The 14,032-nt window shown below is 62.9% G+C and carries 11 protein-coding genes and 1 riboswitch; of the genes, 2 read left to right on the top strand and 9 right to left on the bottom strand.

Annotated features, from left to right (window positions below):
* Positions 1-53: 53 nt before the first annotated feature.
* The 6 genes from uca to ACYASU_RS03400 all read right to left on the bottom strand — a co-directional run bounded on the left by uca (position 54) and on the right by ACYASU_RS03400 (position 7,907).
* Complete coding sequence (gene uca, locus ACYASU_RS03425) at positions 54-3,743, bottom strand: urea carboxylase (protein ID WP_463581950.1); 3,690 nt, start codon at positions 3,741-3,743, stop codon at positions 54-56.
* Between the two features lie 128 nt (positions 3,744-3,871).
* Entirely contained in the window at positions 3,872-4,495 is a 624-nt protein-coding gene (locus ACYASU_RS03420) for an urea amidolyase associated protein UAAP2 (protein WP_282366121.1), read from the bottom strand.
* Between the two features lie 11 nt (positions 4,496-4,506).
* Entirely contained in the window at positions 4,507-5,232 is a 726-nt protein-coding gene (locus ACYASU_RS03415) for an urea amidolyase associated protein UAAP1 (protein WP_346630747.1), read from the bottom strand.
* Positions 5,233-5,244: 12 nt separating this feature from the next.
* Positions 5,245-6,009 (bottom strand): ABC transporter ATP-binding protein, encoded by a 765-nt coding sequence (locus ACYASU_RS03410; RefSeq protein WP_237250399.1) that lies wholly within the window; start codon positions 6,007-6,009, stop codon positions 5,245-5,247.
* Positions 6,006-6,821: an ABC transporter permease gene (locus ACYASU_RS03405; RefSeq protein WP_463581949.1), complete on the bottom strand. Its 816-nt coding sequence runs from the start codon at positions 6,819-6,821 to the stop codon at positions 6,006-6,008. Before ACYASU_RS03405 ends, ACYASU_RS03410 begins: the two co-directional genes overlap by 4 nt.
* A gap of 18 nt (positions 6,822-6,839) precedes the next feature.
* Positions 6,840-7,907, bottom strand: a complete 1,068-nt coding sequence (locus ACYASU_RS03400; protein ID WP_192171651.1) for a putative urea ABC transporter substrate-binding protein — start codon at positions 7,905-7,907, stop codon at positions 6,840-6,842.
* A 59-nt stretch (positions 7,908-7,966) separates the two neighbouring features.
* Positions 7,967-8,068, bottom strand: a riboswitch (guanidine-I (ykkC/yxkD leader).
* A 277-nt stretch (positions 8,069-8,345) separates the two neighbouring features.
* On the opposite strand from ACYASU_RS03400, the gene ACYASU_RS03395 reads away from it, so the two are divergent.
* Positions 8,346-8,924 carry a hypothetical protein gene (locus ACYASU_RS03395; protein WP_346627120.1) on the top strand — a complete coding sequence of 193 codons (579 nt, stop codon included), beginning with the start codon at positions 8,346-8,348 and terminating at the stop codon, positions 8,922-8,924.
* A 402-nt stretch (positions 8,925-9,326) separates the two neighbouring features.
* Here the strand turns inward: ACYASU_RS03395 and ACYASU_RS03390 are convergent, their stop codons facing one another.
* Positions 9,327-10,439, bottom strand: coding sequence for an enoyl-CoA hydratase/isomerase family protein (locus ACYASU_RS03390; RefSeq protein WP_463581948.1), 1,113 nt, complete (start codon positions 10,437-10,439; stop codon positions 9,327-9,329).
* A 171-nt stretch (positions 10,440-10,610) separates the two neighbouring features.
* Between ACYASU_RS03390 and ung the strand changes: the two genes are divergently transcribed.
* The gene (gene ung / locus ACYASU_RS03385; protein ID WP_463581947.1) at positions 10,611-11,306 is read left to right on the top strand and encodes a uracil-DNA glycosylase; all 696 of its coding nucleotides are present in this window, start codon (positions 10,611-10,613) and stop codon (positions 11,304-11,306) included.
* A gap of 187 nt (positions 11,307-11,493) precedes the next feature.
* Here ung and ACYASU_RS03380 read toward each other — a convergent pair whose 3' ends face one another.
* Both ACYASU_RS03380 and ACYASU_RS03375 read right to left on the bottom strand, forming a co-directional pair.
* Complete coding sequence (locus tag ACYASU_RS03380; RefSeq protein ID WP_463581946.1) at positions 11,494-12,525, bottom strand: AbrB family transcriptional regulator; 1,032 nt, start codon at positions 12,523-12,525, stop codon at positions 11,494-11,496.
* Positions 12,518-14,032: a tripartite tricarboxylate transporter permease gene (locus tag ACYASU_RS03375; protein WP_065992418.1), complete on the bottom strand. Its 1,515-nt coding sequence runs from the start codon at positions 14,030-14,032 to the stop codon at positions 12,518-12,520. The genes ACYASU_RS03380 and ACYASU_RS03375 overlap by 8 nt, the downstream gene beginning before the upstream one ends.

Raw genomic sequence — 14,032 nt, 5'->3', positions numbered from 1 at the left:
CTATGAAAGCTGCAAGCGTTAAGCCGCAAGCTGCAAGGAACATCAAGCGCCAATCAGCCGACGTCCAGCACGACCACCCGTTGCCCGGCGCGCACCGCCGAGCCAGGCTGCACGCGGACGTCGCTGACCACACCGGCGTGGGGCGCCAACAGCGGGATTTCCATTTTCATCGACTCCAGAATCACCAACGTCTCGCCTGCCTCGACCCGCTGGCCGACGCTGACCTGCACCTGCCAGAGATTACCGGCAATGTGGCTGTCGACGCTGGTCTGCCCGTCTTGCAGCGGCGCTTCTTCCGTGGATTCGGCCACCGCTTCGTCGCTCTCGAACGAGGCCTGCCCGTTGGCGATCCAGCGTTCGCGCTCGGCGTTGAACGCGCTCTGCTGCTGGTTGCGGAATGCCGCGATGCTCTGCGCTTCTTCGGCCAGGAAGGTTTGGTACTCCGTCAGATTGAGCGTGCTGTGCTCGATTTGCAGCGGGTACCGACCGAGGGGGAAATCGCGGCGGATGGTCAGCAGCTCGTCGGCGCTGACCGGATAAAAGCGAATCTGATCGAAAAACCGCAGCAGCCACGGTTTGCCATCGAACGCCGCCACCGCGCGATAGCGGTTCCACATCTGCAACGTGCGGCCCACGAACTGATAACCTCCCGGGCCTTCCATGCCGTAGACGCACATGTACGCGCCGCCGATGCCGACAGAGTTTTCAGCGGTCCAGGTGCGCGCCGGATTGTATTTGGTGGTGACCAGCCGATGCCGTGGGTCCAGCGGCGTGGCGACCGGCGCACCGAGGTAGACGTCGCCTAGCCCCATCACCAGGTAGCTGGCGTGGAAGACCGTGCGGTGCACTTCGTCGAGGTTTGGGAGGTCGTTGATGCGGCGGATGAATTCCAGGTTGCTCGGGCACCACGGCGCGTCCTTGCGCACGGTGGTCATGTACTTCTCGATGGCCAACTGGCAGGCCGGATCGTCCCAGGACAAGGGTAGATGAACGATGCGCGACGGCACCTCCAGATTCTTGCTGGCGCAGACGCCGTCCCACTCGCCGGCGACCACATCGAGCAGCGTTTTCAGCGGCAGTTGCTCAGGCTGGTAATGCACTTGCAGCGAACGAATGCCCGGCGTCAGGTCGATCACGCCGTTGAGCTGCTTGCTTTCCAGCGCCTGCATCAGCGCATGGCCGCGGAAGCGCAGCACCAGATCCAACTCCGGCGCGCCGATCTCCAGCAACAGATGGGTGTCGCCGGACAGGCGAGCAACGAGGCGGGTATCGTCTTTGCCGATGTCGAGCACAACCGGCGAAGTCAACGCTGCTCCCTGTGGCAACACAACAGGTGAGGTCAACGCTAAACCCTGTAGGAGCGAGCTTGCTCGCGAATGCGATGGCCCAGCCGCCACAGATCCATCGGATGTACCGGCCCCTTCGCGAGCAAGCTCACTCCTACACAGATCGGTGTTCAGTTTTAGCGAGCGGGCCGCGTCGAGACTGACCGGATAAAACCGCACCTTGTCCCCGGCCTTGAGCTGCCCGAGCTGCCACAAATCCGCCTCGATGATCGTCACCGGGCAGACAAAGCCGCCCAGGCTCGGCCCGTCCGGCCCTAGGATCACCGGCATGTCCCCGGTGAAATCCACCGCGCCGATGGCGTATGGATTGTCATGAATGTTCGACGGGTGCAGACCCGCTTCGCCGCCGTCGGCACGCACCCATTCCGGCTTCGGCCCGATCAGGCGCACGCCGGTGCGGCTGGAGTTGAAATGCACTTCCCAGTCGGTGGCGAAGAAGGTCTCGATGTAGCGCTCGGTGAAGTATTCCGGCGCGCCGTGGGGGCCGTAGATCACCCGAATGTCTCGTACCTCCGGCAGCGCGGCAATCAGGCTCGGATCAAGCCGTTCGCCTGCGCTGCGGTCAGACAAAGGCGCGATATGCAGCACGTCCCCCGCGCGCAATGCCCGTCCGCCGTGCCCGCCAAACTGGCCCAGGGTGAACGTGCTCTTGCTGCCCAGATAATCCGGCACGTCCAGCCCGCCCCGCACGCACAGATAACTGCGGGCACCGGCGCCCGCGATGGTGCCAAGCACCAAGGTCGATCCAGCAGAAACAAGCAACGATTGATTCATCGGCAGCGCTACGCCATCCAGCGTCAGCGGAATGACCGCGCCCGTCACGGCAATGACCGCATCAATGTTGAAGCGCAGCGTCGGCCCACTCATGGTGATTTCCAGTGCGGCGCAGCCCTCAGCGTTACCCACCAGAGCATTGCCCAGACGCAATGAGCGACTGTCCATCGGACCCGACGGCGGCACGCCCACTGCCCAGTAACCCAGGCGCCCCGGATAATCCTGAACGCTGGTCTGGGTGCCGCCGCTCAGGACCTCGAACGTGTCGGCGCGATAGGTCAGCCCCTCAAGGCACCGCGTCCACGGCTGGCCGCTGGCGAACGGCACGTCCGCGATGATCTGACGCAAGTAGTCGCGATTGGTCTCGATCCCATACAGCCGGGTTTTGCTCAGGGCCTGGGCCAGACCGTCACTGGCCGACGTCCTGTCCGGCGCCCAGCTGATGACCTTGGCGATCATCGGATCGAAAAACGGCGGAATCTCACACCCGGCCTCGACCCAGGTGTCGATGCGCAGGTGTTTGCCGTCGGCGGCGGGGAAGTGCACCGAGGTCAGCAGACCCGGGCTGGGCTGGAAATCCCGACCCGGATCTTCAGCGTACAAACGCGCCTGAATCGCATGGCCGACTGGCTGTAAAACCGCGCGCAATTCAACCAGCGGCGGCAGATCGCCGGCCGCCAGTTGAATCATCCAGCTCACCAGGTCCACGCCCCAGACTTGCTCGGTCACGCCATGCTCGACCTGCAAACGGGTGTTCACTTCCAGAAAATAAAACCGCTGATCATCGCTGTCGAAGACGAACTCCACGGTGCCGGCGCTGCGGTAGTTGACCGCTTTTGCCAGCTTGATCGCCGCAGCGCACAGCTCATCGGCCATGCCGGCGGGAAGGTTCGGCGCGGGGGTTTCTTCGAGGACTTTCTGATTGCGACGCTGCACCGAGCAGTCGCGCACGCCGAGGGCGATCACTTCGCCACGACCGTCGCCGAACACCTGCACCTCAAGATGACGAGCGCGCTGGATGTACTTCTCGATGAACACGCCGGCGTCGCTGAAGTTGTTCTGGCCCAGCCGCTTGACGGCCTCGAACGACTCGCTCAGTTCGCTGGCGCTGCGGCACACGCGCATGCCTATCCCGCCGCCGCCCGCCGTGCTTTTCAGCATCACCGGGTAGCCGATGGTTTCAGCAGCGGTCAAGGCGGCGTCCACGCTGTCCAGCAGTTCGGTGCCTTCGAGCATCGGCACGCCGTGTTGTTTGGCCAGCGCGCGGGCGGTGTGCTTGAGGCCGAAGACCCGCAGTTGCTCGGGTGTCGGGCCGACGAAGGCGATGCCGGCGTCTTCACAGGCCTGGGCAAAGGCCGCGTTTTCGGACAAAAAGCCGTAACCCGGATGAATCGCTTTGGCGCCGGTGGATTGGGCGATGGCGAGAATCTTGTCCACCGCCAGGTAGGTGCCGGCGGCGCCACCTTCGCCCAGGCTGTGCGCTTCATCGGCTTGCAGAATGTGCAGGCTGGCAGCGTCCGCTTCGGCGTACACCGCAACGCCGCCGACCTGCAGGTCGCGAAGGGTACGCAGGATGCGGCAGGCAATCGCGCCGCGGTTGGCAATCAGCAGTTTGTCGAACATGGCATAGACCCCGGGGATCGATAGCGATCAATCCCTCACTGGGTAGCGGGCCGTCCCGCTGTGGTACGCGTTGCACGAAGGCCGTCCTTCGCGCCGAAGCCTTAAACCTTTGAAGCGGTATTCAGCGGTCAGTCCCAGACGAGCAGTTCTGCCGGCGTTGGGTTGTAGCCGTTGCACGGGTTGTTCAGCTGTGGGCAGTTGGAAATCAGCACGATCACGTCCATCTCGGCGCGCAGTTCGACGTACTTCCCGGCGCCGGAAATGCCGTCCTCGAACGTCAGCCCACCGTCAGCCGTGACCGGCACGTTCATGAAGAAATTGATGTTCGGGCTGATGTCGCGTTTGCCCAGCCGACCGTCGTGGATGCAGGCGCGCAGGTAGCTGTCGCGGCAGCTGTGCATGTGCTTTTTATCCAGCGCATAACGCACGGTGTTGCTCTCTTGGGCGCAGGCGCCGCCGAGTGTGTCGTGGCGCCCGCAGGTGTCTTCGACGATGGTCAGCATCGGCTTGCCCAGGTTCGAATACAGGACGCTGCCTTTGCTCAGGTAAACGTTGTTCTGCCGACGCAACGTGCGTTGCACGTCATAGCGTTCGCGTGGGTTGGCGAGGCTGTAAAACAGCGTGTCGACCGCCTGATTGCCTTCGAGATCGAGCAAGCGCAGGGTCTGCCCGGCCTTGAGTTCGGTCAGGGAGGGCTCGCCGGCCGGGATGTGGGTGATGGAAACGGGGGCGTTTTTTTGTGCGGTGCTCATGGCAAGCCTCCTCAGGCGAACAGGCGATCGGTGTTGATGAAACCGCGCACATTTTCTTCGCGGGACGTGCGGCAGTGCTCGGCGACGCTGGGATCGGCCTTCATCCAGCTCAGCTGGACCGGCTGCGGCGCGTACTCGGGGTTGGGGTCCATCGGGTGTTGCAGGGCGGTCATCACGACCAGCGTGTCCATCGGCGCGTACAGCTCGATGCTGTCGCCCGCTTTTGAGTTGCCCGGGACGAAGGCCAGCGCGCCGTGATCGTCGACGTTGACCCGGCTGAACAGGTTCAGCGTCATCAACAGATCCGACAGGCCCAGGCCCCACTTGCCCATCTCCACCAGCAGGTTGTCGGCGCCGTTGCGGAAGAAGCCGTTGCGCAGTTCCTGATAGCGGCCCTGGCCGTATTTCTCGGTGACCTCTTCGGCGCACAGCACGCCGCCAATGCTGTCGCTCCAGCCGCAGGTGTCGGCGGTGATCGCCGCCAGCACGCGGCCCATGTCCGAATACAGACAATGGCCGCTGGTGAGCTTTGCGGTGTGTTGGCACTTGAGGCTGTCAGGCAGGTTCAGGCGCTCGGTTTTTTCGTGGGCGTTGAACATCGTCAGGCTCACGTTGGCGTTGCCGTTCAGGTCGGTCAGGCGCAGCAGTTCGCCCCGTTTGAGCAAAAACGAGAGGTGACCGCCGCCGGGCAGCAGCTCTTCGGCGAACACGGGAAACAGCGTGGTTGAATCAGTCATGGGCAATGTCCTTCAAGCCGTTTTCAGCGAATCAAGCGCCACGCGGGCGGCGCGGCGGTCGCTGTTCAGGGGAATGTCGTAAGTGATGCGCGCGCCATAGGCTCCGGGGGCGTGAGGGTCGATGCGGACCTTGTCGAACACCAGCAGCCGGGTGCCGAGGTTGAAGCCTTCGGACAGGTCGTGGGTGACCATGAACACCGTCAGCTTGGTTTCGCGCCATAGCTCCAGCAGCAGGGCATGCATGTCCTTGCGGATGCCGGGGTCGAGGGCGCCGAACGGCTCGTCCAGCAACAAAACCCTTGGCTTCATGATCAGCGCCTGGGCGATGGCCAGACGCTGTTGCATGCCACCCGACAGTTGAGTCGGGTACTTGTCCAGCGCGTGATCGAGGCCGACCTTGTGCAACAGCGCCGCCGCCTGCTCCCGGGCGTCACGCTTGGCGGCGCCGAACAGCCGCCCGAGCAACGCCGAGCGCGGCAATTCCAAGCCCAGGGCAACGTTGTCTAGCACCGACAAATGGGGGAACACCGAATAACGCTGAAAAACCACGCCCCGGGTCGAGTCAGGTTCTTTCGCCAGCGCCTTGCCGTCCAGCAGAATGGTGCCTTTGCTGGCGACTTCCTGGCCCAGCAGCAAGCGCAGGAACGTCGATTTGCCGCAGCCCGACGCGCCCACCAGCGTGCAGAACTCGCCTTCGGCAATGCTCAGGTTCAAGCCTTCTAGCACGACCTGATCGCCATATTGCTGCCAGACGTTTTTGACCGAAATGAAGCTCATGGGCGCGCCCCCTCGTACCACGGGAACGCCTTGCGCGTGAGGGCTTTCAGGCCCCAGTCCATCAGCCAGGCGAGGAGGGTGATCCACACCACGTAGGGCAGAATCATGTCCATCGCCAGATAGCGCCGCACCAGAAAGATCCGGTAACCCAACCCGTCGGTAGACGCGATGGCTTCGGCCGCGATCAGAAACAGCCACGCCGACCCCAGCACCAGCCGCAGCGAGATCAACAGGCGCGGCAGCAATTGCGGCAGCACCACCCGCAGGATCAGCGTCCAGGTCGAGGCGCCCAGGGTCTGCGCCTTGATCAGCAGTTCGACCGGAATCTCCCGGGCGCGCTGCTCCAGATCACGGGCCAGCACCGGCGTGATGCCGATGACGATGAGCATCACCTTCGACAGCTCGCCCAGACCGAAGACGATGAACAGGATCGGCAGAATCGCCAGCGGCGGCACCATCGACACCACGGTCAGTAACGGCGAGAGCGGCGCGCTGAACAACGGCACCACCCCCGACGCAATGCCCAGGCACAGCCCGACAATGGCGCTGATGGCCAGGCCGACCGCGAGGCGCTGCAGACTGGCGCCGGTGTCCTGCCAGAGCAGGTATTCGCCGGTGCGTTGGTCGGGCACGAACGCCACCCGTTTGATCGCATCGGTCATCTGCACGGCGCTGGGCAGCAGCTTGTCGTTGGGGTTTTCCGTCAGCCGCGTCGCCGAGCCCGTGAAATAGGCGAACAGCAACAGGGCGAACGGCAGGAGCACCAGGATCAGGCGACTGGCGCGATCCGGGCGGCGGTTAATCAAGCGCATGGCAAAGACCTTTGGTTTTTACAGCTTGCCGTCGGCAGCCATCTGCACGTAGCTCGGGTCGAAGTGCAGCTTGAGGTTGGCCTTGTCGCCTTCGGTCACGCTGTTGGCGAAGGTCATGCCGACCGCGCTGGCGTCTTTGGCGCCTTCGCCTAGCAGGCCGTGGTCGAAGGAGAAGTCAGCGACCTTGCGCATGGTCGTCGGCAGTTGCTTGCTGGTGGCGAACTCCAGCGCTTCTTTGGGCGTGGCGAACAGCTTGGTGGTGTCCAGTTGCGACTGGAAGCCAGCCAGATCAGTGCCCGACGCCTGGGCCATGTGCTCCAGCGCGGCTTTGGATTCGGCGGATTTTGCGTTCATCAGCGCCACCACTTCAAACCACGCGCCGGTCAGGGCTTTGCCCAGTGCCGGGTTGTCTTTCAGGGTCTGGGTGTTGACCACCATCATGTCCATGATCTCGCCGGGGATCTTGCTGGAGTCGAACACTTCAGTGACGCCGGGCTTGGCCTTGATCTCCGAGAGCATCGGGTTCCAGGTGGTGACGGCCTTGACCTCGCTGGTGTTGAAAGCGGCGGCGATGTCGGCGTCGGAGGTGTTGACGACTTTCAGGTCTTTTTCGGTCAGGTCCACCGAGTCCAGAGCGCGGGCGAGCAGGTAGTGGGACACCGACAGCTCGACCAGGTTGACGTCCATGCCCTTGAGGTCGGTGACTTTCTTGCCGTCGCCCTTGATGACGATGCCGTCGTTGCCGTTGGAGAAGTCGCTGACCACCAGCGCGGTGCTTTCAACGCCGCCGGCGGCCGGGATGGTGAGGGCGTCCATGTTGGTCATGGTGCAGCCGTCGAACTGGCCAGCGGTGTACTGGTTGATGGATTCGACATAGTCGTTGAGCTGGGTGACTTTGATGTGGATGCCGTACTTCTTGGCCCATTTGTCGACGATGCCTTGAGTCCCTGCGTATTCCCATGGCATCCAGCCGGCATAAATGGTCCAGCAGACGTCGAAATCTTTTTTCGGGGCGGCGGTGGCCGAGAGGCTCAATGCGGCAAAGACGCCCGCGGTGAGCAGGCTGAACAGACGGGACTTTTGCATGGGGTGTCTCCAGTAGCGAAAAGGGACGGTCAGGAGCACGGCGACACCACTGGTGTCCTGTCTCCCGGGCTTTTATCCCGCCGTGTAACCTCTACTGGAGGTCGCCAACTCTCGGACCAGCCACTCGCGAAACGCGAGCCGGAACCCTAGTCGGCTATTGCAAATTGTGGTGCCGCGAACCTGTAGTGACTCCTGCACATCCTCTTCCAAGCGAGAGTTGTGCCAAGTTGCGCAAACCCTTGTGGCGCCTGAGCTGGGCGGGCGGAGGTGGTTTGACGACGGGCGAGACGTGCACTAATGCAGGGCGCCGTCTGGCGCCTGGGGACCGCGGTGGGGCACTAGGTCTGCAATTCGCAGTCTCAGTTAACGTTCTCGGCAGTTTCGGGAACGCCGACCAGCGCCGCTGGTTCGAGCTCTACCGCGGTCCGGGAGGCCGCCATGTATCGACGATTGCTTACCGCTTTGATGACGTTGTCCCTGGCAGGTTGTTACGGAGGTTATTACGAATCAGAGAGCTACACGCAGCCGATCTATAGCAGTGGCTACAGCAGTGGTTACGTGTACGACAGTTATCGCCCGGTCGCTCCGGTGTATTCCGGAGGGGCGGTGTATTACTCCTCGCCGCGTTACTACTCGGCGCCCCGCTACTACGCGCCGCCACCCCGTTACTACGCGCCTCCACCGCGTTATTACGGGCCTGGATACGGCGGAGGTCGTCCCGGCTACGGCGGCCGCCCGGGTTATGGCGGCGGCAACTGGAATGGTGGAGGCGGCGGGTACCACGGAGGGGGTGGCTATAACGGTGGTGGCAACGGCTATCGCCCGCCACCCCAAGGCCCGAGACCCGGAGGCGGCAATGGCCCAGGGCCCGGCGGCGGTTGGCATGGCAATCCAGGCGGGGGCGGCGGGGGTGGCGGTGGTCCACGTCCAGGCCCCGGCGGATCTGGCGGCAATCACCGCGAAGACGGCGGTTTCGGTCGCGGCGGACACGGCGGGCCGGGTGGCGGCAATCGCTGAGTGATACAAGAACGGCGCTCCGACGAGCGCCGTTTTTTATGAGTTGTATGGATGACCCGAGCCACCAGCGTGGGCGCACATCCAAATGTCTGACTGGCTTCAGCGGGGAAGAGGCCAGTGTGGGCACCCTCACATTTGCGGTGTGGCACCTGACGTATTCCCGGCTAAAGCCGGTCCCACAATGAGATCTCCGCCAATCCCGCTGAATGCACGCGATTCGAATGTAGGACTGGCTTCAGCCGGGAAGAAGCCCGTCCATTCATCCTCACATTTGCGGTGTGGCACCTGACGTATTCCCGGCTAAAGCCAGTCCCACAGGAAGTACGCATTCCATTAGTGGGACCGGCTTTAGCCGGGAAGGCGCCCGTTTGAACACCGTCCATGCAGGCATGAATTCAAGCCTCAATACTCCGACAAATCCGCCAGCGGGTGCCGTCCTTCCCAGGCCTTCTCGAAATGCGCATCCACCACCGCCAGCGGAATCGTGACGATGTCCTGCCAGTGCCAGTGAGGCGTTTGATCCTTGTCGATCAGCCGCGCCCGCACGCCCTCGGCGAACTCGGGATGGCGGCAGCAATTAAGGGCCATGGCGTATTCCATCTGAAACACCTCGGCCAGCGACAAATGCCGCGCCCGCTCAATCTGCTCCCACACCAGATGCGCCGTCATCGGGCAACCATCGGTCAGCGTTTTCGCCGCCCTGGCCAATAACAAGTCATCAGCATTCAAATGATGTTTCAACGCATTCCAGGCGCTCGGTGCGTCGGCGACATCCAGCAGCTCATCGATCGTCTCGCGCCGAGGCAGCCATTGCGCGGCGGGCATCTGATCCACCGCTTCCAGTTGCAGCGCCCTGAACAGGCTGGTCAGTTGCACCTTGGTCTGCTCCTGCCAGTTGAGCTGCAGCAGCCGGTCGATCATCTCCTCTTGCTGATCGTCCAGCAGAAAACGATCCGCGAGACCAAGGTCCAGCGCGTCACGGCCGTTGATGTGCGCGCCGGTCAATCCAAGAAACAGCCCCAACTTGCCCGGCAGTCGCGACAGGAACCAACTGGCGCCGACGTCAGGAAACAGGCCGATGCTGATTTCCGGCATCGCCAGCCGGCTGCTCGGCGTCACGACACGAATGTTCGCCCCTTGCAGCAAACCCATCCCGCCGCCCAGCACATAGCCGTGGCCCCAGCAGATCAGCGGTTTGGGAAAAGTGTGCAGCGTGTAATCCAGCCGGTATTCCGCGGCGAAAAACTGAGCAGCCAGTGGCGGAACCGTGCCCGGCTGCCCACGCCCGGCCTCGACCAGCGCACGCACGTCGCCACCGGCGCAGAAGGCTTTTTCGCCATTGCCGCGCAGCAATACGCAGACGATTTGCGGGTCGCTGGCCCACTCATTAAGGCGGTCCTGCAGCGCCAGAATCATCGGCAGCGACAGGGCATTCAGGGATTTTTCCGCATCCAGCGTGGCGATGCCCAGGCGGGCGCCGTCCGTGGTGGTGAGCTCTTCAAATTGCAGATTCATCGTGACCTCTTGTCAGTGGTACGGGGATCTATCGAGAGTTGTGAGTCCCCGCGACGCCCGGAAGTTGCAAACCGGCGGCTGTGAACGAGTGTAGGAAGATCCGACGGCGCCGCGCTGGAAATAATCAGCCACAGTCCCTAAAGTTGCGCATTGTTTCTGCCGGATCACACCATGACAAACGACGACCGCATCAAACTGGAGGCCAGCTGGAAGCAGGCCCTGCGCGACGAGTTCGAAAAGCCTTACATGGGCGAGCTGCGCGAATTTCTGCGTCAGGAGCATGCGGCGGGCAAGGAAATCTATCCGCCGGGGCCGCTGATCTTCAATGCGCTGAACTCGACGCCGCTGGATAACGTGAAAGTGGTCATCCTCGGCCAAGATCCGTATCACGGCCCCAACCAAGCCCACGGCCTGTGCTTCTCGGTGCAGCCGGGCGTGCCGGCGCCGCCTTCGCTGGTCAACATCTACAAAGAGCTCAAGCGCGACCTGAACATTGACATCCCCAGTCACGGCTATCTGCAGTCGTGGGCGGAGCAGGGCGTGTTGATGCTCAACACCACGCTCACCGTCGAGCGCGCCAACGCCGCGTCCCATGCCGGCAAAGGCTGGCAGCATTTCACTGACAAGATCATCGAAACGGTGAGCGCTCATCAGCCGCACCTGGTATTCCTGCTGTGGGGCGCCCATGCCCAGAGCAAGAAAAAGCTCATCGATGCGTCCAAGCACCTGATCCTCACCGCCGTGCACCCGTCGCCGCTGTCGGCGTACAAGGGGTTTATCGGATGTGGGCATTTTGGTCTGGCGAACAAGTTTCTGGAGCAGAACGGCCTGGCGCCGATCGAGTGGCGATTGCCGGCTGTTGTCTAGCGCGGTATGACGTCAGAAGTTGGGGTACTCCTGACACCGGATCATTCCTGGACAGACGCAGACCTTGTGGGAATGACCGGGGTGGCGTTCCACCTTGCTCACGAAGACGGTATTTCAACCGCTGAAAATTTAGCGGATGTACTGACCTCTTCGCGAGCAAGCTCGCTCCCACATGTTGAGTGAGTCGTTAACCCAGCCGTCGATCCCAATACCGAAACAACGGCTCGGCCAGAAACAACACAAACAACAACCTCATCACCTGCATCGCCGTCACCAGCGGCACCGACAGTTGCAGCACCTCCGCCGTCAGGCTCATTTCGGCGATCCCGCCCGGCATCATCCCCAGCGTCAACGAGCGCAAATCCAGATGGGTCAGCGTGCTCAGCCCTAGTGCACACAACGCCGCGATGCTCATCGTCAGCGCCGTCCCCAGCAACGTGCGGCCGATGAACGACGGCGCACGGCGAAAGAACGCCCGGTTGAAGTGGCAACCCAGGCCGCTGCCGATCAGCCACTGCCCCAGCTGACTGCCGCCCTGGGGCAGGCCGATGTGCAAATCGAAACTGACGCTGATTACCGCGCTGATCAGCAACGGGCCGAATAGCCATGGATTGGGCTGTTTCAGACGCTCCCAGCCCCAGGCCACTAACGCGCCCAGCGGAAACAACAGCAGCAGCCACCGCCAATCCACCACCGTCGCGTGGGAAGGCGGGCCGCCATCGCCCATCAAATACTTGAAGATCGCCGGCACGCAGAGCACCACTGCCAGCACCCGCAGGCTTTGCCCGGCGGCGACGTTGCTGAGGATTGCGCCGTTCCGAGCGCCAAGGTTGACCATCTCGCCCGAACCGCCGGGCATGCTGGAAAAGAACGCCGTGGCGCGGTCCTCGCCGGTGCGCAGCATCAGCCACACGCCAACCACGCTGGAGACGCTGGTCACCAGTGCGCCAATGAAGATCAGGCCAAAATGCGAGAGGACTTGTTCGATGACCACGGGGGTGAAGTGCAGGCCGATGCCGATGCCGACCACCCATTGGCCGCATTTGCGGCCGCCGGGAATTTCAACCAACTGCCAGGGCGTGAGGCAGCGGACCAGGATGATCGCCAGTAACGAGCCGACCATCCAGGGCAATGGCCAGCCAACCTGACTGGCGAGAAATCCCCCCAGCAGGCCGACCAGCGGTGTGCCCCACCACGTGCTGAATGGCCGGTCAGACATCGGCCAGCGCGCGACGCTGCCTGGAGCGTTTGCGCCAGATACGGATCAGCGGGAACACCAGCATGAACGCCGTCACGACCCACATGCCCAGGGTGATCGGGCTCGACCACAGAATCTCCAGGCCGCCGTTGGAAATCGACAGCGCGCGACGCAGGTTCTGCTCCATCAGCCCGCCGAGGATGAACCCCAGCAGAATCGGCGACAGTGGGAAATCCAGCTTGCGCAGGATGTAGCCGAAGATGCCGATGCCGACCATCAGGAACAGGTCGAAGGTGGTGGCATGTACCGCGTAGACGCCGATCCCGGTGATGATCGCGATCACCGGCACCAGTGCCCAGTTCGGCACCGACAGGATGCGGGTGAAGATGCGGATCATCGGGATGTTGAGGATCACCAGCATGATGTTGGCGACGAACAACGACGCGATCAGGCCCCAGACGATGTCCGGTTGCTGCTGAAACAGCAGCGGCCCCGGCGTGATGTTGTACAGCGACAGGGCGCCGATCATCACCGCCGTGGTGCCCGAACCCGGCACGCCCAGCGTCAGCATCGGCACCAGCGCGCCGCAGGCCGTCGCGCCAATGGCGGTTTCCGGCGCTGCCAGACCGCGCATGTCGCCCTGTCCGAATTTGCCGCTTGCCCCGGCGATGCGTTTCTCGGACATGTAGGTCACGGCGCTGGCCAGCGTCGCGCCCGCACCCGGCAACACGCCCATGATGAAACCCATCAGACCGCAACGGATGTTCACCCAAAAGACCGAACTGGCCTCCTTGAAGTTGAACATCATGCGGCCGGTGGCTTTCACCGCTTCCTGGCCGCGATGGGTTTTCTCCAGCAACAACAGGATCTCACTGATTGAGAACAGACCCAGCACCAGCACGACGAACTGAATGCCGTCAGCCAGATGGATGTTGTCGCCGGTGAAGCGGTACACGCCACTGTTGGCGTCGATACCGATGCTCGACAGAAACAGCCCGATCAACGCAGCGACAAAGGTCTTCAGCGGTCGATCACCGGCCATGCCCCCCAGGCAGACGATCGCGAAAACCATCAGCACGAAGTACTCCGCAGGACCAAACGCAATCGCCCATTTCGCCAGCAGTGGCGCGAACATGACCATGCCGCAGGTGGCGATGAACGCGCCGATGAACGAACTCCATGCCGACAGCGACAACGCCACGCCGGCCATGCCCTGACGCGCCATCGGGTAGCCGTCCAGCGCGGTCATTACGGTCGATGCTTCGCCCGGAATGTTGAGCAGGATGGAGCTGATGCGGCCGCCGTATTCGCAGCCCAGGTACACCGCCGCCAACAGGATCAATGCTGACTCCGGCGGCAGGCCCAATGCGAAGGCGATCGGGATCAACAGCGCCACACCGTTGATCGGACCCAAGCCGGGGAGCAGGCCGACGACAGTGCCGATCAGCGTGCCGGACAGGGCGGTGATCAGGTTGTAAGGGGTCAGCGCGACGCCGAAGCCCTGGCCGAGATAGCCGAGAGTGTCCAT

Source organism: Pseudomonas sp. HP_12, from assembly GCF_055283955.1.
Note: the sequence above shows the minus strand (reverse complement) of the source record. Positions and strands in the feature narration are given on the sequence as shown.

Excerpts from the sequence above, each read along its gene's own strand:
- ACYASU_RS03380 (WP_463581946.1), bottom strand. The coding sequence starts at position 12,525 with ATGTCTGACCGGCCATTCAGCACGTGGTGGGGCACACCGCTGGTCGGC.
- ACYASU_RS03375 (WP_065992418.1), bottom strand. The coding sequence starts at position 14,032 with ATGGACACTCTCGGCTATCTCGGCCAGGGCTTCGGCGTCGCGCTGACC.
- ACYASU_RS03390 (WP_463581948.1), bottom strand. The coding sequence starts at position 10,439 with ATGAATCTGCAATTTGAAGAGCTCACCACCACGGACGGCGCCCGCCTG.
- ACYASU_RS03395 (WP_346627120.1), top strand. The coding sequence starts at position 8,346 with ATGTATCGACGATTGCTTACCGCTTTGATGACGTTGTCCCTGGCAGGT.
- ACYASU_RS03400 (WP_192171651.1), bottom strand. The coding sequence starts at position 7,907 with ATGCAAAAGTCCCGTCTGTTCAGCCTGCTCACCGCGGGCGTCTTTGCC.
- ACYASU_RS03405 (WP_463581949.1), bottom strand. The coding sequence starts at position 6,821 with ATGCGCTTGATTAACCGCCGCCCGGATCGCGCCAGTCGCCTGATCCTG.
- ACYASU_RS03415 (WP_346630747.1), bottom strand. The coding sequence starts at position 5,232 with ATGACTGATTCAACCACGCTGTTTCCCGTGTTCGCCGAAGAGCTGCTG.
- uca (WP_463581950.1), bottom strand. The coding sequence starts at position 3,743 with ATGTTCGACAAACTGCTGATTGCCAACCGCGGCGCGATTGCCTGCCGC.
- ung (WP_463581947.1), top strand. The coding sequence starts at position 10,611 with ATGACAAACGACGACCGCATCAAACTGGAGGCCAGCTGGAAGCAGGCC.
- ACYASU_RS03420 (WP_282366121.1), bottom strand. The coding sequence starts at position 4,495 with ATGAGCACCGCACAAAAAAACGCCCCCGTTTCCATCACCCACATCCCG.
- ACYASU_RS03410 (WP_237250399.1), bottom strand. The coding sequence starts at position 6,009 with ATGAGCTTCATTTCGGTCAAAAACGTCTGGCAGCAATATGGCGATCAG.